The 17,969-nt window shown below is 72.5% G+C and carries 17 protein-coding genes; 16 read left to right on the top strand and 1 reads right to left on the bottom strand.

Annotated features, from left to right (window positions below; genetic code table 11):
- The first annotated feature begins 43 nt into the window (after positions 1-43).
- From flgL to K6U79_01570, 14 genes are all read left to right on the top strand, one after another.
- Positions 44-994, top strand: a complete 951-nt coding sequence (flgL, locus tag K6U79_01635) for a flagellar hook-associated protein FlgL (GenBank protein MCL6521063.1) — start codon at positions 44-46, stop codon at positions 992-994.
- 112 nt (positions 995-1,106) lie between these two features.
- Positions 1,107-2,519: a phosphoglucomutase/phosphomannomutase family protein gene (locus K6U79_01630; protein ID MCL6521062.1), complete on the top strand. Its 1,413-nt coding sequence runs from the start codon at positions 1,107-1,109 to the stop codon at positions 2,517-2,519.
- A 52-nt stretch (positions 2,520-2,571) separates the two neighbouring features.
- Positions 2,572-3,084, top strand: a complete 513-nt coding sequence (gene fliW / locus K6U79_01625) for a flagellar assembly protein FliW (protein ID MCL6521061.1) — start codon at positions 2,572-2,574, stop codon at positions 3,082-3,084.
- Positions 3,078-3,332, top strand: a complete 255-nt coding sequence (locus tag K6U79_01620; GenBank protein ID MCL6521060.1) for a carbon storage regulator — start codon at positions 3,078-3,080, stop codon at positions 3,330-3,332. Before fliW ends, K6U79_01620 begins: the two co-directional genes overlap by 7 nt.
- Before the next feature lie 14 nt (positions 3,333-3,346).
- Positions 3,347-4,942: a glutamate formimidoyltransferase gene (gene ftcD / locus K6U79_01615; GenBank protein MCL6521059.1), complete on the top strand. Its 1,596-nt coding sequence runs from the start codon at positions 3,347-3,349 to the stop codon at positions 4,940-4,942.
- Positions 4,943-4,966: 24 nt separating this feature from the next.
- Positions 4,967-5,806, top strand: a complete 840-nt coding sequence (locus tag K6U79_01610; GenBank protein MCL6521058.1) for a biotin--[acetyl-CoA-carboxylase] ligase — start codon at positions 4,967-4,969, stop codon at positions 5,804-5,806.
- A 105-nt stretch (positions 5,807-5,911) separates the two neighbouring features.
- Positions 5,912-6,295 (top strand): flagellar protein FlaG, encoded by a 384-nt coding sequence (locus K6U79_01605; GenBank protein MCL6521057.1) that lies wholly within the window; start codon positions 5,912-5,914, stop codon positions 6,293-6,295.
- 55 nt (positions 6,296-6,350) lie between these two features.
- Complete coding sequence (gene fliS / locus K6U79_01600; GenBank protein ID MCL6521056.1) at positions 6,351-6,815, top strand: flagellar export chaperone FliS; 465 nt, start codon at positions 6,351-6,353, stop codon at positions 6,813-6,815.
- A gap of 298 nt (positions 6,816-7,113) precedes the next feature.
- Positions 7,114-7,719: a ribosome-associated translation inhibitor RaiA gene (gene raiA / locus K6U79_01595; GenBank protein ID MCL6521055.1), complete on the top strand. Its 606-nt coding sequence runs from the start codon at positions 7,114-7,116 to the stop codon at positions 7,717-7,719.
- A 219-nt stretch (positions 7,720-7,938) separates the two neighbouring features.
- Positions 7,939-8,574, top strand: coding sequence for a hypothetical protein (locus K6U79_01590; protein MCL6521054.1), 636 nt, complete (start codon positions 7,939-7,941; stop codon positions 8,572-8,574).
- Positions 8,575-9,252: 678 nt separating this feature from the next.
- Positions 9,253-10,215 carry an HD-GYP domain-containing protein gene (locus K6U79_01585; protein ID MCL6521053.1) on the top strand — a complete coding sequence of 321 codons (963 nt, stop codon included), beginning with the start codon at positions 9,253-9,255 and terminating at the stop codon, positions 10,213-10,215.
- A complete protein-coding gene (locus K6U79_01580; GenBank protein MCL6521052.1) occupies positions 10,215-10,790 on the top strand; it encodes a DUF5317 domain-containing protein in 576 nt (191 codons plus the stop codon). Before K6U79_01585 ends, K6U79_01580 begins: the two co-directional genes overlap by 1 nt.
- Before the next feature lie 99 nt (positions 10,791-10,889).
- Positions 10,890-12,305 carry an NAD(P)-dependent oxidoreductase gene (locus tag K6U79_01575; GenBank protein MCL6521051.1) on the top strand — a complete coding sequence of 472 codons (1,416 nt, stop codon included), beginning with the start codon at positions 10,890-10,892 and terminating at the stop codon, positions 12,303-12,305.
- A gap of 59 nt (positions 12,306-12,364) precedes the next feature.
- Positions 12,365-13,123, top strand: coding sequence for an SDR family oxidoreductase (locus K6U79_01570; GenBank protein ID MCL6521050.1), 759 nt, complete (start codon positions 12,365-12,367; stop codon positions 13,121-13,123).
- A 20-nt stretch (positions 13,124-13,143) separates the two neighbouring features.
- Here K6U79_01570 and K6U79_01565 read toward each other — a convergent pair whose 3' ends face one another.
- Complete coding sequence (locus K6U79_01565; GenBank protein ID MCL6521049.1) at positions 13,144-13,647, bottom strand: flavin reductase family protein; 504 nt, start codon at positions 13,645-13,647, stop codon at positions 13,144-13,146.
- A gap of 264 nt (positions 13,648-13,911) precedes the next feature.
- Between K6U79_01565 and secA the strand changes: the two genes are divergently transcribed.
- A complete protein-coding gene (gene secA / locus K6U79_01560; GenBank protein ID MCL6521048.1) occupies positions 13,912-16,746 on the top strand; it encodes a preprotein translocase subunit SecA in 2,835 nt (944 codons plus the stop codon).
- Between the two features lie 155 nt (positions 16,747-16,901).
- Positions 16,902-17,957 carry a peptide chain release factor 2 gene (gene prfB / locus K6U79_01555; GenBank protein ID MCL6521047.1) on the top strand — a complete coding sequence of 352 codons (1,056 nt, stop codon included), beginning with the start codon at positions 16,902-16,904 and terminating at the stop codon, positions 17,955-17,957.
- The last annotated feature ends 12 nt before the right edge of the window (positions 17,958-17,969 follow it).

Raw genomic sequence — 17,969 nt, 5'->3', positions numbered from 1 at the left:
TCGGCCGGCGCCGGTCCGATGGCATCCCCGGAAGCAGCAAGCCATGCCGGGAAGCGGGGGATTCTCCAGCATGCGCGTCACCGAGTCGCTCCGGGGCAGCCAGCTGCTCCTCGACTTGCAGCAGGCGGAGCAACGCCTGATCCGATCGCAGAACCAGATCGCCTCGGGGAAGCGGGTCTCGCTTCCCGAGGACGACCCGGTGGCGGCCGCGGAGGGGATGCGGCTCGGGGCCGAGCTGGCGCGGGACCAACGCGTCGCGCGCACGGCCCAGGCCGCCGGCGGCTGGCTCCAGGCCACGGACACGGCGCTCGCCTCCGTCGGCGACATCCTCCTGCGCGCGCGCGAGCTGGCGCTCGAGGGCGCCAGCGACTCGCTTCCCCCCGAGAGCCGGCAGGCGCTGGCCAAGGAAGTCGACCAGCTGCGCCAGCAGCTGATCCAGGTGGGCAACAGCCAGTTCGCCGGCCGCTACCTCTTCGGCGGCGTCCAGGCCAGCGGGAACGTGGCGCCCTTCACCGCCAGTGGCACCTACCGGGGTTCCACCACAGCCATCGCCGTCGACCTGACCGGCTCCGGCCTCGACCCGAGCGGCGCCGTGCCGGCGGCCGCCTTCACGCTCAGCGTCACCGGGGACCAGCTGATGCGGACCGGCGATCTCACGTACACCTCGGCGGTCGCCGTGCTCCAGCAGCTGGAGAGCCAGCTGCAGGGTGCCGGCGCCGCCGCCGTGGCCGGGCTCATCCCCGCCCTCGACGGGGCCGTCAACAACGTGCTGGAGCTGCGCGCCACGGTCGGCTCGCGCCTCAACCGGATCCAGGACGTGCAGAGCCGGCTGGGCAGCGACCAGCTGCTGCTCCAGCAGGAGAAGGCCAAGGCGACCGACGTGGACATGACGCAGGCGGCGGTCGAGTTCAACGTGGCCCAGTACGCCTACCAGGCGGCGCTGGCCGTGGGCGCGCGCGTCGTCCAGCCCTCGCTGGTCGACTACCTGCGCTGAGCGCGGCGGGCGCCGGGGAAGGAGAGGGGCCGCGCGGGAGGGAACCCTCTTCCTGTCTCTCATCGCCGGTTCGGTCGAGCCGGCGACCTTTGCGAGACGGGAGGAGTCGCAGTTGGCGATCCGCTTCGGTACGGACGGCTGGCGCGCCGTCATCGCCGACGAGTACACCTTCACCAACGTGCGCCGGGTGGCGCAGGCCTACGCGGACGTCCTGCAGGAAAGGGGCGAGGCGGGGAGGGGCGTCGTGGTCGGCTACGATACGCGCTTCCTCTCCGGGCGCTTCGCCCTGGCCGCGGCCGAGGTGCTGGCCGCCAACGGCCTGCGCGTCCTCCTGGCGGAGGCGCCCGTGCCCACGCCCGCCGTCTCCTGGGCGGTACGGGCCATGGGCACCGCGGGCGCGGTCATGATCACCGCCAGCCACAACCCGCCCGAGTACAACGGCTTCAAGATCAAGGCCGACTATGCCGGCTCGGCGCTGCCCGAACTGACGGCGCAGGTGGAGCGGCGCCTCGCCGAGAACGAGGCCCGCGGGCGCGAGCCGGCCGCCGCCGGCGGCGCGGGGCGCCTGGAGCGGGTCGACCTCCTGGCGCCCTACGCGGGCCAGCTCCGGCGCCTGGTCGACCTGGAGGCAATCCGCCGGGCCGGGCTGCGCCTTGCCGTCGACCCCATGCACGGGGCGGGGCGGGGCATCCTGCGCGGGCTCCTCGAGGAGCTGGGGCTGGAGGTGCTGGAGCTCCACGGGGAGCTCAACCCCGGTTTCGGCGGGATCGCGCCCGAACCGATCCGGCGCAACCTGGGCGAGCTGATGGCGGCGGTGCCCGCCGGCGGCTGGGATCTGGGCGTGGCCACCGACGGCGACGCCGACCGGGTGGGCGCGGTGGACGAGAAGGGCGAGATGGTCGACGCCCAGCGCTGCTTCGCCCTCCTGCTGCAGCACGCGGTGGAGGAGAAGGGCTGGCAGGGCTCGGTGGTCAAGACCTTTGCCGTCACGCGCATGGTCGACCGCCTGGCAGAGAGGTACGGCCTCCGCTTTCACAAGCGGCCGGTGGGCTTCAAGTACGTCTGCGAGCTGGCGCTGGAGGAGCCGGTCCTCATCGGCGGCGAGGAGAGCGGCGGCGTCGGCTTCCCGGCGGTCCACATCCCCGAGCGGGACGGCCTCCTCTCCGGGTTGATGCTGGCCGAGATGGTGGCGCAGCGCGGGAAGCCGCTCGGCCGCATCGTGGAGGAGCTGATGAGCGCCGTCGGCTACCACGTCTACGACCGCGTCGACCTCCACCTGCCACCCGGCCGGCGGGAGGCGCTGATGGAGGAGCTGGCGGGGAGGCCGCCGCGGGAGTTCGCCGGGCTGGCGGTCACGGGCGTGGACCCGCTGGACGGGTACAAGTACGAGCTGGGCGAGCACGGCTGGATCCTGATCCGCCCCTCGGGCACCGAGCCCATCGTCCGCGTCTACGCCGAGCTGGACGATCCGGAGAGGCTCGAGGCCGTCCTGGAGGCGGGCCGGAAGGTGGCGCTGGGCACCTAGCCCGCCGGCAGGCGGGGCGGAGGATCCGGCGGGCGGGGGGTACGCGCCGGCGATGCGCGTCGAGACGAGTCGCTTCGGCACGGTGGAGGTCGACGAGGAGCGGGTGATCCGCTTCGCCTCCGGCCTGGTGGGCATGCCCGAGGAGCGGCGCTGGACGCTCCTGGAGGCCGCCCCGCATGGGCCGCGACAGGGGACGGGGGCCGGTAGCGCACCTCTCCGCTGGCTGCAGAGCCTCGACCACGGCGACGTGGCGCTCGTGGTGGTCGACCCGCTGGCCTTCTGGCCGGCCTATGCGCGGGTTCTGGACGAGGCGCCCGCCCCGAAGGAGGCGCCGGCCCCGGGCGAGGAGGTGCCGGCCGGCCGGCCGCTCCTCCTCTGCGTGGCGGTGGTGCCGCCGGAGCGGCCGCTGGAGACGACGGTCAACCTGCGGGCACCGCTCCTCATCGACCCGGTCCGGCGCGTCGGCCGGCAGGTGATCCTGGAGGACGAGCGCTGGCCGCTCCGCCAGCCGCTCTTCGCGCCGCTGGCGGCGGGTGCCGCCGGGTTGGGCGAGGCAAGATGCTGATCATCCGCCGCCGGCAGGGCGAGGCGATCCTCATCGACATCGGCCAGGGCCGCCAGATCCGGATCGTGGTCAGCGAGGCGGGCTCGGCGGTGGCGCTGGGCGTCGAGGCGCCGCGCGAGGTGGCGGTCTGGCGCGAGGAGGTCGCCCGCCAGGTGGCGGAGACGAACCAGGAAGCGAAGCGCGCTTCCTCCGAGGCGGTGCTGCGCCTGCTCGACCGCGGCCTGCCAGGAGGGGCGGCGCCCCAGTAAGGGGGGCTGGACGGATGCCGGCGCCGGGCGACGCGTACAGGCGGCCGCTGGTCGCCTTCGTGCCCAACTTCAGCGAAGGTCGTCGCGAGGAAGTCATGGAGGAGCTGGTCGCCGCCTGCCTGGTGCCGGGCGTGCAGCTCCTCGACCGCCACGCCGACGCCGACCACAACCGCCTCGTGCTGACCCTGGTGGGCGAGCCCGAGGCGGTGCGGCGGAGCGCCCTGGAGGGCGCGCGCGCCGCCATGCGCCTCATCGACATGGAGAGCCACCGCGGCAGCCATCCCCGCATCGGGGCGCTGGACGTGGCGCCCTTCGTCCCGGTCCGCGGCCTCCCGCTGGAGGAGTGCGTCCGCCTGGCGCGCGACGTGGGGCGCGCCCTGGGCGAGATGGGCCTGCCGGTCTACCTGTACGACCGGGCGGCGATCCGCCCCGAGTACCGGGAGCTCTCCGAGGTGCGCCGGGGCCAGTACGAGGGCCTGCGCCAGGAGGTGGCCGAGGGGCGCCGCCTGCCGGACTTCGGCCCGCACGAGATCGGCCGGGCGGGCGCGACGGCGGTGGGCGCGCGCGGACCCATCGTCGCCTTCAACGCCTTCCTGCGCGGGGGCGACGAGCGCCTGGCGCGGAGGCTGGCGCGCCGCATCCGGGCCTCCTCGGGCGGGCTGCAGAACGTGCGCGCCATCGGCTTCGCCCTGCCCGAAGGCGGTCTGGTGGAGGTCTCCATGGACCTGACCGATCCCGAGGCCACCCCGCTCTACCGGGCGTTCGAGCTGCTCGGCCTTGAGGCTCGGCGCTACGGTCTGGACATCGCCTCCAGCGAGATCGTGGGCCTGGTGCCCGCCTCGGTGCTGGAGGAGAGCGCCTCCTACTACCTCCGGCTCGAGGGGTTCGACCCCGGGCGCCAGGTGCTGGAGCGCGCCGTCGCCCGGGCGGACGAGGAGGAGGCGCAGCGGCGGGCGCGCGAGCACGAGGAAGCGGAGCGTCGCGGCGCCGTCGCAGCCCGCCGTGTGGGGGACTTCCTCGAGGCGCTGGCCTCCGACGCGCCGGCGCCCGGCGGCGGTGCGGCCGCCGGTCTGAGCGGGGCGCTGGGAGCGGCGCTGGTGGGCATGGTGGCGGCCCTTACCCGCGGCCGCCGGAGGTACGCCGAGCTCGAGCCGCGCATGGCCGCCGTCGAGCGGGAGGCGGAGGCTGCCCGGCAGGCGTTCCTGTCGCTGGCCGACCGGGACGCACACGCCTTCGACGCCGTCATCGCCGCGCGGCGCCTTCCCCGGGAGAGCGAGGCGGAGCGGGAGGCGCGCGAGGAGGCCATCCAGGAGGCGCTGCGCGAGGCCTGCCAGGTACCTCTGGAGGTGGCGCGGCGGGCGGTCGAGGTGATGGAGCTGGCGCGCGAGGTGACCGAGACCGGCAACGTCCAGGCCATCTCCGACGGGGCCTCGGCCGGCGCCCTCCTCTGGGCCGCCTGTCAGGCGGCGCTGCTCAACGTGGAGATCAACCTGGCCGGGCTGCGCGACGGCCCGGAGCTGGTGGAGCTGCGGGCCGAGGTGGAGGCGCTGCGCAAGCGGAGCGACGAGCTCTGGCAGGCGGCGCGCATCGCCTTCCGCCACCGCCGTTGACGGCGGAGCCCGGGAGGCAGAGAGGTGCGGTTCCGCCTCTTCGAGCTGGAGCGGGTGGACTCCACCAACGAGCTCCTGCGCGCCATGGCGGCCCGCGGCGCGCCCGAGGGGACGGTGGTGGTGGCGGCCGAGCAGGAGGCCGGGCGCGGCCGCCTCGGTCGCCGTTGGAGCTCTCCGCGCGGGGGTCTCTGGCTCTCTCTGCTGCTGCGGCCGCCGGCGCCGCCGCCCCCGGAGCGGCTCGGCTCGCTGGCGCCGGCGCTGGGCCTGGCCGTGCTGGAGGCGGTCGGGCCCTGGGCGGGTGGCCACCGCCTGGGCTTGAAGTGGCCCAACGACGTGGTGGCCCTGGAGGAAGCAGGCGGAGAGGCGAGCGGCCGCGGGGCCGAAGCCATGGGCGGCTGGAGGAAGCTCGCGGGCGTCCTCTGCGAGGCGATCCCGGCCGGCGAGGGGGGGCGGCCGGGCGCCGCCGTCATCGCCGGCTTCGGCATCAACGCGGATTTCGAGGTGGAGCGCCTGCCCGCGGAGCTCCGCGGGCAGGCCACCAGCCTGCGCCGGCTCGGGGGTGGTCCGGTGCCGCTGACCGAGCTGCGGCGGCGGCTCCTCGAGGCGACCGAACGCATCTGGACGGTCTGGCAGGTGGGCGGATTCGCGCCTCTGCGCACCGCCTGGCTCGAGCGGGCCGTCTGGCTGGGCGAGGCGGTGCGGCTGCGGGGAGCGCCCCCGGAGGCGGTGGAGGCGGCGCAGACGGAGGTGGCGGGCACCTTCGCGGGCGTCGACGAGGAGGCCGCGCTTCTCCTCCGCCTGGAGGACGGCCGTCTCCGGCGCTTCTTCGCCGGCGAGCTCTCGCTGCGCCGGCCGACTTCCTGAGCCTGCGCCTCCCGGGGACCGGGGCGGACGGCGGCCCCCCGCCTCAAGCCCGGGCGCCCGGGACCGATACCCGTGGGCGAGAAAGGCAGGGAAGGAGGGGCGGCCGTGCCGGGCGAGGTGCGCTTGAACGCCACGCCGGCGAGCCTTCCCGCTCCGCCGGTGGAACTTCAGGCCCCCGCGGGCGCCGTCCGGCCGGGCGAGGCGGTCGAGGCCTCCAGCGACGCGCGCGGGGGCGGCCAGGAAGGCCGCGGGCGCGGCCAGCACGACCTGGCCACCGCCCAGTCGCTGGTCGACGAGGCCGTGCTGCGCATCCGGCAAAAGCTGGCGGACGCCGCCCGGCTCTCCATCGCCCTCGATCCCGGGAGCGGTCGCGTCCAGGTTCGAGACGCGCAGGGCCGCCTGCTGGGCGAGCTTCCTCCCGAGCGGGTGGTGGAGGCGGCGCGCCTGATGGACCAGGTGGTCGGCCTCCTCCTGGACGCGTTCTGGTGAGAGCCCGCCCGGTCTTCCCGGGGGCAGCCCGATCCACCGGAAGGAGCGTGGTCGCATGAACGGGGGCCTCTCGCCCGCCGGTTACGGGCAGGCGGGCGCCGGGCGGAGCCGCGCCTACGAGCGGGCGGAGGTGCTGACCGCCTCGCCCGTCCAGCTGGTGGCCATCGTCTTCCGCATCCTGGAACGCGAGGTGACGGCCGCGCGCCTCTGCCGGGAGCGCCAAGAGGCGGAGGAGATGCGGCAGCATACGGGCAAGGCCAAGGAGGCGCTACAGCTTCTCCGCCAGAGCCTCGACTTCCGCCGGGGGGGCGAGGTGGCGGCGCGGCTCGAGGCCCTCTACGCCTTCCTCTACGAACGGCTGGTGCGCGCCGAACTGCGGCCGGCATCGGACGCGCTGGACGGCCTCCTGGACGTCATCGCACCCCTGCGCGAGGCATGGGAGCGGCTGGCGGCCGGCACCGGCCAGGCCCGGGGCGGCGCCTCCGCCCATCCCAGCGCAGCGGCGGCGCGCAGTTCGTAGGAATTCGTCGACCCCTGTCGACCCCGACGGTTGCCCACAGGCCTGTCCACAGCCGCGGGCCTGTTGCGCACGCTTATTCACAGGGATACCCACAGTATCCACAGGCTGTCGGATCCCGTTTTCCACACTTCCTGCCGCCGTCCGCCCAGGTGCTCCTGCCCGCCGACGAAGGATATCCTCCGGCCGCCCGGGAATAGGGAGTCCGGGGCCGAGCCGGCTCGGCCCCGGGCGGGCCGCGGTGACGTCCGCCGAGGCGGTCCGCCGTCCCGCCAGCGGGCGGACGTTGGAGGTGCAGCGGTTGGAGATCACGTTCACGGGACGGAATGTCGAAGTGACCCGGCCCCTGCGGCAGTACGCGGCCAAGCGTCTGAGCAAGCTCGACAAGTACTTCGGCGAGCGGCCGGTGGACGCCGAGGTGCGCATGAGCGTGGAACGCAAGCGGCACGTGGTCGAGGTGACGATTCCCCTGGGCGGCATGCTGCTGCGCGGCGAGGTGGCCAGCGCGGACATGTACGCCTCCATCGACCTCGTGGTGGACAAGCTGGAGCGGCAGATTCACAAGTTCAAGACCCGCCTCAACCGGAAGCTGCGCAAGGACAGCACGCTGCTGGCCACGGCCGGTGCCGCGGCCAGCCTGGCGGCTTCGCCCGAGGGGGCGGAGGGCGCCCCGGAGGCTCCCGCCGCGGAGCCTTCCGGGCACGAGGGGATCCGCGGCGGCGAGGAGTTTCCCGTGGTCCGCAGGAAGCGGTTCGCGGTCAAGCCGCTCCCCGTGGACGAGGCGATCCTGCAGATGAACCTGCTGGGCCACGACTTCTTCGTCTTCCGGAACGCCGAGAGCGAGGAGATCAACGTGGTCTACCGGCGCCAGGACGGGAGCTACGGACTGATCGAGCCGGAGTCCTAAGCCGCGGTCGCAGCAGGTCGAGGCACGCCCCCTTCCGTTCCGCCCGCGCCGCTCGACGGGATCGGAAGGGGGTCTCGCGCATCCGGGGGCCAGCGACTTCGTCGCTTTTTCCCGGTTGCTGGAAGGACGTTGGAGGAAGATGTGGAACTTTGGAAGGCGACTCGAGGCAGTCCGGCGGGGGCTTCCGGCCTCCGTCGCGCGACGGGCGGGTGGGAGCGGATGGCGGTAAGTGCGCTCTCCAGGGCCGAGACCGCCGAGGCCGAGCTGAGACTGCTCCCCGGCGTGATCGCGGCGCGTTGCCTCTGGCCGGAGGGCTCCCCGGTGCCGCAGGTGGTCCGCCTGCTGGCGGAGGAAGAGGGGGGCGGCCAGCGGCTGGTCGACGCGGTCCGGACGCTCTTCTCGGTTCGCTTCGCCAGGGACCTGCCCGAAGAACGGATCCTGCTCCTGCCCGTGGCGGCTACGCCGGAGCGTAGCCGCTTTCGTCTCGACGGCCTCGAACTGCGCTCCGAGCGGGGCGAGCAGCGGATCCGGCTGCGCCTCACCATGCCCTTCCTGAACCAGCAGGTGGCGACGGAGCGGGTGGCCCGTCCCGTGGAGGCGGGGCTGCTGCGGGCGGCCGGCGAGATCGTCGTCGACCTGATCAACGAGTACATGGGTCATACCTTCGACCTCGAGGCGATCGGGACCGCGCCGCTGGCCGACGCCACGGTGACGCTGGCGGCGCTGCGGGCGCGGATCCGGAGGGGGCAGGAGCGGGAGATCCTGATGCTCTACGGCGTCTCCTCGGAGGCGGGCGACCCGGCGGAGGCCGCGGCGCGCGCCACGCTGGACGCGGCGAACAGGATCTTCCGGTAGAAGCCGTTCCTTGGCGAGTCTTTGACGTGCTTCAGGTCTTCAGGTTTGCCGGGCAGCCGGACGCTGAACACTCCCGAGCGGTTCCTTGCGGCCGGATAGCGGAGCGGCCGGCGAGGAGTATGAAGGGATGTCAGACATGAACCTCAACCGGCTCATCCAGCTGTTGACAGGCCTTGCGCTGTTGGCTGTTACGGCCCAGGCCTACCTGGCGTGGAACGGGTAAAAGGCCGGCTGCCCGGCTAATTTGTGGGAGTGGGCCCTGTGCGACAGACCACAAAACGTGATTTGGTGATCGCGACAACGGTTGCGGCCGCTGTGGGGACTTTGGCCGCATGCTATAAATTGGGAAGCCCACCGCAGTGGACCGCTATCCTCTCGTTTGCGGTGCTCAGCGCCCTCGCCCAGCGCTTATCAGTTCACCTGACCAAGGACATATCGGCGACTCTTACGTTTCCTATCCTCTACGCTGGCGCGATTGTGTTGGGGCCGTTCTGGGGTGGAGTGATTGCCCTCACTTCACCGCAAGCTCTCAGCCAGGTTAGCAAGGCGTGGAATGCCCGGGCTTATGTTTTCAACCATGCGCAATTTGCGCTGTCTACCATCGTTGGCGCATTGGTTTACATGGCTGTGAGGTCCAGACCCGACACACTGTCCCCGCAGGATGTCGCGGCAATGGGGTTGGGCGGATTGGTCGCCTGGCTGGTCAACATGTCGTTGGTCGCCATGATTATCTCTGTTTCTTCTGGAAAGCGAATCCGAGACACCTTCGATTATCAAATTAAGGGCATCGCATCGGACTATGCGGCCATGACGACCTTGGCCATCTTGATGGCTGCAATTTACTTCGAGGCTGGCATCCTCGGCATTATCCTGCTCTTCGTCCCTCTCCTCGTCGCCCGCCACGCCATCGTGATGTACACGGAGATGAAGCAAGCCTACGCGGACACCATCGCGGCGCTCTCCGTCGCCCTGGAGGCCCGCGACGCCTACACGGCCGGGCACTCCCGGCGGGTCTCCGAGATCGCCGTCCGGATCGGCGAGGAGATGGGCATGGGCCAGACGGAGATCCAGACGGTTCGTTACGCGGGCCTGCTGCACGACGTGGGCAAGATCGGCGTGGAGGACCGGCTCCTGAAGAAGCCGGCCCGCTTCACCCCCAGGGAGTACGAGGAGATCCAGGTCCACGCCAGCCTTACCGGCTCCATCCTGGAGGGCGTCAAGGGGTTCGAGCTCGTCAACGACTGGGCCAAGCACCATCACGAGCGCTACGACGGCTCCGGCTACCCGGACGGCCTGCGGGGCGAGGAGATCCCCCTGGGCGCGCGCATCCTGGCCGTGGCGGACGCCTTCGACGCCATGGCGTCGCGGCGCGTCTACAAGCCCTCGATCCCCTTCGAAGAGATCCTCAACGAGCTCCTGGAGCACAGGGGCAGCCAGTTTGATCCGAAGGTACTGGACGCCTTTCTGCGCGTCCTGGAGAAGCCGGGCTTCAAGGAGTGGGTGGAGCGGGAGCTGCCCTACTTCAAGATGCCCGGACCGGAGCAGGTGATGGCCATGGTCGAGGCCGCCGGCAAGGTCCAGGCGCAGCTCGAGGCGGGCGGGCGGACGCCTGACGACGCGCCGGGCGGAGAGCGGGCCTGATGGGGCTGCTCGGCCTGACGGGTGCGCTCCTGGGCATGCTGGCGGGCCGGCTCCGCGGAGGCCGGCTGCGGAACCTGGAAGCCGTCCGCTTCCAGTGGCTCTGGCTTCTCGTGGCCGGCTTCGCGGTCCAGCTGGCCACGACGACGGCGGGCGGACGCGAGCCGGGCGCGGTCTGGGTCGGCCTCGGCAACGTGCTGAGCTTTGCGCTTTACGTGGCCTTCGCCTGGTTCAACCGCCGCCTTCCCGGTCTCCCCTGGATCCTGGCGGGGGCCGGGCTCAACCTCCTGGTCATCGCGCTCAACGGCGGCAAGATGCCGGTGGTGATGTGGGCCTGGGTGCACTTCCGCCCGGAGTTGCTGGCCAGCCTGCGGGCGGGCCACGACCCGCTCCACGTGCTGGCGGGCGCCTCGACGCGCCTGCCCTGGCTGGCGGACTACCTGCTCATCCCGGGCATCCCCTCGCCGGTCTTCAGCCCGGGGGACCTCCTCATCGCGGTGGGAGCCTTCCTTCTTCTGGAGGGCGGCATGCGGAACGTCGGGCGGCGGGCTGCCGCGCCAGGCGGGCAGGCAGCGTAGCCCGATCGGGTGATCGACCCTCTCCGGGCCCGATGCTAGATTCCGGGCGGCGGGGAGGGAGGGCGAATCTTGGGCGAGAATCGTTGGATCCGAACCCCGATGCGCACCTTGCCACCGCAGGAGAGCCGCCGTTCCTTCGACGAAGTCGCCCTGGGATATGACGAAAAAGAAGTCCTCGACGAGTCCTACCGCTGCATTCAGTGCCTGAATCCACTCTGCATCGACGGATGTCCTAATCACAACCCCATTCCGGACTTCATCGCTCTGGTCCAGGAAGGTCGCTTCCTCGAAGCTGCCCTGGTCGACTACACGAACAACGCCCTCCCCTCCTGCACCGGGCGCGTCTGCGCCTGGGAAACCCAGTGCGAAGGCTGGTGCGTGCTCAACGCCCGCGGGGAGGGCGTGCGCATCGGCGCCATCGAACGGTTCATCGCCGACTATGCGCTCCGGCACCGCGAGGAGTTCGAGGCGCTGCGGGCCGAGCGCCAGAGGCGGCAGGCGGAGGAGGCGGAAGCGGCGTCGGGCCGGCGCCGGGTGGCCGTGGTCGGCGCCGGGCCCGCCGGCCTTTCGGCGGCGCACTTCCTTGTCCGCGAGGGCGTGGAGGTGACCGTCTTCGAGGCGCAGGCCCAGGCCGGAGGGCTTCTGGCCGACGGCATCCCGCAGTTCGTCCTGCCCATGGGTACGGTGGAGGAAGAGGTCGCGCGGCTGCGCGAGGAGGGCGTCGAATTCCGCTTCGGCGTCCGCGTGGGGCGCGACGTCAGCCTGGAGGAGCTGGCCGGCGAGTACGACGCCGTCTTCCTCGGCGTCGGGGCGCAGCAGGCGCGGGGGCTGGGCGTGCCGGGCGAGGATCTGGCCGGCGTCTGGAGCGCGCAGGAGTTCCTGCACCGGGCCAAGCTGGCGCTCCAGCCGGGGAGCGGGGTCGAGGCGCCGCGCGTGGGCCGCCGCGTCCTCGTGGTGGGCGCGGGCAACACGGCCATGGACGCGGCGCGGACGGCGCTCAGGCTGGGCGCCGAGGAGGTGCGCGTGGTCTACCGGCGCACCCAGGCCGAGAGCCCGTCGCGGCCGGTGGAGATCCAGCATGCCCAGGAGGAGGGCGTCGAATTCGACTACCTGGTCAACCCGGTCGCCTTCCTGGGAGACGAGGACGCCCGTGTGCGGGCGGCGCGCCTGGTGCGCATGCGGCTCGGCCAGCCGGACCGGAGCGGGCGGCCGCGGCCGGAGCCGGTGCCGGGCAGCGAGTTCGAGCTGGAGTGCGAGACGGTGGTTCTGGCGGTCGGCTACGAGGTGGACGCCGCGCTTCTGGGCGAGCCGCGGCTGGTGGGAAAGAACGGGCGCATCGCGGTGCTGGACGCCTCCGGGCGGACCCCCGTGGAGGGCATCTTCGCGGGCGGCGACGCCGTCCTGGGACCGGCCACCGTGGTCGAGGCGGTGCGCGACGGCCGCCTGGCCGCCAGGGCCATCGCGGAGTGGCTGAAGGATCCCGAGCACTCCCTGAGGAAAGCCCTCCGCACGTAGACCGCGCGCCGGCGCGGCCCCCGGGCCGGCGGGGCGGCGCGGGAACGGGGTGAGGGCTCATGGCGACGCGCGAGCGAGGCGGGGCTGGGGAGCCGGCAGGCTCCCGGCAGCCCCGCCTTTCGACGGTGCTGGTGGTGGGCGGCGACGGCGCCCTGGGGCGGGCCGTCGCCGCCTGGTTCGTGGAGCGCGGCTGGGCGGTGGTGGGCACCTACCGGAACGAGGCGCGGCGCCAGCAAGCGGCGGCGCTCCTCGATGCGCGTACCGGCGGCCTCGCGGGTCGGCGGCTGCGCTGGCTGAAGGCCGACCTGGCGCGGGCGGCGGGGGCCGGGCGAGCGGTGGCCGCCTGCCTGCGCTGGCAGGGGCGGATTGACGCGGCCGTCCAGACGGCGGGCCTCTTCGGTCTGGAACCCGTGGTAGGCGGCTCCTGGTCGACCTGGGAGGCCATGATGGAGAACAACGTGCGCACCGCCTTCGAACTGGCGCAGGCGGCCGTGCCGCCCATGCGCGAGGCCGGGGGCGGATCGCTGGTGCTGGTGGCGGCCCGCGCCGCGGCGCGCGCGGGGCGCGAGATGGGCGCCTACGCGGCGGCCAAGTCGGCGCTGATCCGGCTGGGCGAGGCGCTGGCCGAGGAGCTGGAAGGGAGCGGGGTGCGGGTCAACGTGGTCGCGCCCTCCGTCCTCGACACGCCCGCCAACCGCGAGGCGATGCCGGAGGCCTCGCGGCGCGGCTGGCGCTCGCCCGAGGAGCTGGCCGCGCTCATCGGCTGGCTCGCGCTGCCCGAGGCGGCCGCCGTTCACGGGCAGCTCCTGCTGGCCTGAGAGGGCGCGAGCCCGGAGGCTCAGGCGCCCGGGCAGGGTGCCGAGGCCGGAAGGACCAGGTAGCGGCCGCGGAAGTAGAGGAGGGGGTCGGCCTCCTCGGACGCCAGGCGGGCCTCCTCCAGCCGGCCGACGAAGATGGTGTGGTCGCCGCCGGGGAAGCTCTCCTCCCGCCGGCAGACCAGGGTGGCCAGGGCGCCGCTGACCAGCGGCAGGCCGTGGGGGCCCGGCTCCAGGTCGCCGGGCCGCAGGAGGCCGCCGGGCTGGGAGGCGAAGTGGCGCGAGATCGCTTCCTGGTCGGCGCGCAAGATGCTGAGGGCGAAGCGCTCGCTGGCGGCCAGCGCGGCGTTGACGGGGCTGCGCAGGTCGATGGCGACGAGGACGAGCGGCGGCTCCAGCGAGAGCGACGTGAGCGAGTTGACGGTGATCCCGCGCGGCGCCTCCACGCTCGAAGGCAGGGTCAGGACGGCGACGCCGGTGACGAACTGCCCCATGGCGCGCCGTTGCAGCTGCGGTGAGACGGGCATCGCTCGGCCTCCTCGCCCACCCATTCTAACGTCCGGCCCCGCGCGGGGAGCCTGGCCGGCCCGCGGCCCGACCGGCGGCGCCGGGCGCACGGGGGACCGTGCGGATGGCGGCGGCTTTCCCGGTCCGGCGACGGCGGCCGGTATAATACGGGGAGTGGATGCCCGCGGCATGCACCGGGTCCGGCTGGTCCAGGGGGAGCGGCCGGCACCCGGCTTTGATGTCGCACCGAGGCGTGCGACCCATGCCGCGCGGTACCGGAGGGGATGGCCGTGTTCGGCCTGCTCAAGCGGGTCTTCAACTACAACGAGCGCGAGCTGCGGCGGCTCGAGGGGCCGGTGCGGGCGATCAACGCCCTGGAGCCGCAGATGGAGAGGCTCTCCGACGAGGAGCTGGCGCGGCAGACGGCCCGCTTCCAGGAGCGCCTGGAGCGCGGAGAGTCGCTGGACGACCTGCTGGTGGAGGCCTTCGCCACCGTCCGCGAGGCGGCCCGCCGGGTGCTGGGCATGCGCCCCTTCGACGTGCAGCTGATGGGCGGGATCGTCCTGCACCAGGGCAAGATCGCAGAGATGGCCACCGGCGAGGGCAAGACGCTGGTGGCGACGCTCCCCTCCTACCTGAACGCCCTGGCGGGGAAGGGCGTGCACGTGGTGACGGTCAACGACTACCTGGCCCGCCGGGACGCGCAGTGGATGGGGCAGGTGCACCGCTTCCTGGGACTCGAGGTGGGCGTCATCCTGCACGACATGGACGCCGCCCAGCGCCAGCGGGCGTACGCGGCCGACATCACCTACGGCACCAACAACGAGTTCGGCTTCGACTACCTGCGCGACAACATGGTGCTCTACCCGCAGGAGCGGGTGCAGCGCGGACTCCATTACGCCATCGTCGACGAGGTGGACTCCATCCTGATCGACGAGGCGCGGACGCCGCTGATCATCTCGGGCGTGGGCGAGGACTCCGCGGAGCTCTACTACAAGTTCGCCGAGATCGTCAAGAAGCTGAAGCGGGACGAAGATTACACGTTCGACGAGAAGAACAAGACGATCGCGCCGACCGAGCAGGGCGTGGCCAAGGTGGAGCGCGTGCTCGGGGTGGAGAACCTCTACGACACCTCGAACATGGACCTCTCCCACTATCTGATCAACGCCCTGAAGGCCAAGGAGCTGATGCTCCGCGACCGCGACTACGTGGTCAAGGACGGCGAGGTGATCATCGTCGACGAGTTCACCGGCCGGCTCATGTTCGGCCGGCGCTACTCCGACGGCCTCCACCAGGCCATCGAGGCCAAGGAAGGCGTGACGATCCAGCGCGAGAGCCAGACCCTGGCCACCATCACCTTCCAGAACTATTTCCGCATGTACGAGAAACTGGCGGGCATGACCGGCACCGCCGCCACGGAGGCCGACGAGTTCGCCAAGATCTACAAGCTGGACGTGGTGGTCATTCCGACCAACCTGCCGCTCATCCGCCAGGAATACCCGGACCAGGTCTACAAGACCGAGGCGGCCAAGTGGCGCGCCGTCGTGCGGGAGATCAAGGAGATGCACGGCCAGGGCCGGCCCGTGCTGGTGGGCACCACCTCGGTGGAGAAGTCGGAGCGGCTCTCGCAGATGCTGAAGCGGGAGGGCATCCCGCACCAGGTCCTCAACGCCAAGTACCACGAGAAGGAAGCCCAGATCGTGGCGCAGGCGGGCCGTCTGGGCGCGGTCACCGTCTCCACCAACATGGCCGGCCGCGGCACCGACATCTTGCTGGGCGGCAACCCCGACTACATGGCGCGCGAGGAGCTGACCCGGCTCGGCTACCCGCCCGAGGTGATCGCCGAGGCGGCGGAGCACGGCCCCGTCACCTCGCCGGAGGTGGCCGAGGCGCGGCAGCTCTACCGCAAGATCTACGAGGAGAAGAAACGGGAGACCGACGCGGAGCACGAGAAGGTGGTGGCGCTGGGCGGCCTCCACGTCATCGGCACCGAGCGCCACGAGGCGCGGCGCATCGACAACCAGCTGCGCGGGCGTGCCGGGCGACAGGGCGACCCCGGCTCGTCGCGCTTTTTCGTCTCGCTGGAGGACGACCTGATGCGGCTCTTCGGCGGCGAGACGGTAGCCGGGCTGATGGACCGGCTGGGTGTCGACGAGGACGAGCCCATCGAGCACGGGCTGGTGACCCGGGCCATCGAGAACGCGCAGCGGAAGGTGGAGGCCAAGAACTTCGAGGCGCGCAAGCAGCTGCTGGAGTACGACGACGTCCTCAACCAGCAGCGCGAGGTGATCTACGAGCAGCGCCGGCAGGTGCTGGAGGCCGAGGAGCTGCGGCCCGTCGTCGAGCGCATGGTGGAGGATGTCGTCGGGGAGGCGCTGGAGCGCCACGCGCCGGAGCGGGAGGATCCCGAGGAGTGGGATCTGGAGGGGCTGGTGCGGGAGCTGGAGGAGCACTTCCTCCCGCCGGGCACCCTGGCGGCGGAGGAGCTGCGCGGCCTGGGACCGGCGGCGCTGCGCGAGGAGATCCTCGAGGCCTGCCGGCGCGTCTACGACCGGCGCGAGGAGCTCTACGGGCGCGAGCTGATGGGCGAGCTGGAGCGCTTCGTCATGCTGCGCGTCGTCGACTCCAAGTGGATCGACCATCTGGACGCCATGGACGATCTGCGCGAGGGCATCGGGCTGCGCGCCTACGGCCAGTCCGACCCGCTGGTGGAGTACCGGATGGAGGGCCACCGCATGTTCGAGGAGATGGTCCGCGCCATCCGCGACGACATCGTCCGCTATGTCTACCGGGTGCAGATCCAGCCGGCCCAGGCCCAGCCCGTGCAGCGGCGCGCCGTGGCGGTGGCCACGGGCACCTACGGCGCCAGCGAGGTCCCCGGCGGCGTGGCGGCCGCCGGGGCCGCGGAGGGCACGGCGGGAAGCCGGGCGACCGCGCCGGCGGTCCTCTCGCGCGCCGAGCGCCGGCGCGCGGCGCGCATGGGCGGCGAGGAGGGCGTCGCGCCGGAGGCCGCGCCGCGCCTGGAACCCGTCCGCGTGCAGAAGGTGGGGCGGAACGATCCCTGCCCCTGCGGCAGCGGCAAGAAGTACAAGCACTGCCACGGCCGCGCCGCCGGCTGAGCCCGGCGCGGCGGGGGAGAGCTCCGGCCGCCGCACCGGGGCCGGGGGAGCGAGGAGAGGGAGGTCGCAAGCGTTGATCGAGGAGTTGCGGGAACGCCTGGAAAACGCCCGCCGCGAGGCGGAGCGCATCGGGAGGTCTCTTTGACCTCGCCGGCATCGGCGAGGAGATCGAACGCCTGGAGGCCGAGAGCGCCAAGCCGGAGGTCTGGAGCGACCCCGCCCGCGGGCAGCAGGTGATGAAGCAGCTGAGCCGCCTCCGCCAGCCGGTGGAGGCGATGCGCGCGGTGGAGGAGGCGCTGGGCGAGGCGGAGGGCTTCCTGGAGATGGCCGGGGAGGCGGAACGCGAGGCGCCGGAGCTGGCGGCCGACTCCGAGCGCGAGGCCGAGGAGCGCCTGCGCGACGCGGAGGGCCGTCTCGCGGGGTTGCGCATGCAGATGCTCTTCGCCGGCGAGTACGACGCCCGCGACGCCCTGCTCTCGCTCCACCCGGGGGCGGGCGGGACGGAGGCGCAGGACTGGGCCGAGATGCTGCTGCGCATGTACATGCGCTGGGCCGAGGCCCACGGCTTCCAGGCGGAGCTCCTGGACTACCAGGAAGGCGAGGAGGCGGGCATCAAGAGCGCCACCCTCTCCGTCCGCGGCCCCTACGCCTACGGCTACCTGCGCGGCGAGCGCGGCGTCCACCGCCTGGTCCGCATCTCGCCCTTCGACGCCGCGGCGCGCCGGCACACCTCGTTCGCCTCGGTGGACGTGGCGCCGCAGGTGGAGGAGGAGGGGGAGATCGAGATCCGGCCCGAGGAGCTGCGCATCGACACCTACCGCTCCGGCGGCCACGGCGGGCAGAACGTCAACAAGGTGGAGACGGCGGTCCGCATCGTCCACATCCCCACGGGCATCGTGGTCACCTGCCAGACGGAGCGCTCGCAGCACGCCAACCGGGAGAACGCGATGCGCATCTTGCGCGCGCGGCTCCTGGAGATGCGGCTGGAGGAGAAGGAGCGCGAGAAGGCGGCCGCCCGGGGCGAGCAGGGCGAGATCGCCTGGGGGAACCAGATCCGCTCCTATGTCTTCCAGCCCTACACGCTGGTCAAGGATCACCGCACGGGGACCGAGGTGGGCAATGTGCAGGCGGTGATGGACGGGGAGATCGACCCGTTCATCGAGGCCTTTCTCGAACGGGAGGCGCAGCGCAACGTGCGCGGCTCCCGCTGACGCCGGTCGCCG

This window comes from Bacillota bacterium, assembly GCA_023511835.1.
Taxonomy (GTDB): Bacteria; Bacillota; Sulfobacillia; order JAIMAT01; family JAIMAT01; genus JAIMAT01.
Note: the sequence above shows the minus strand (reverse complement) of the source record. Positions and strands in the feature narration are given on the sequence as shown.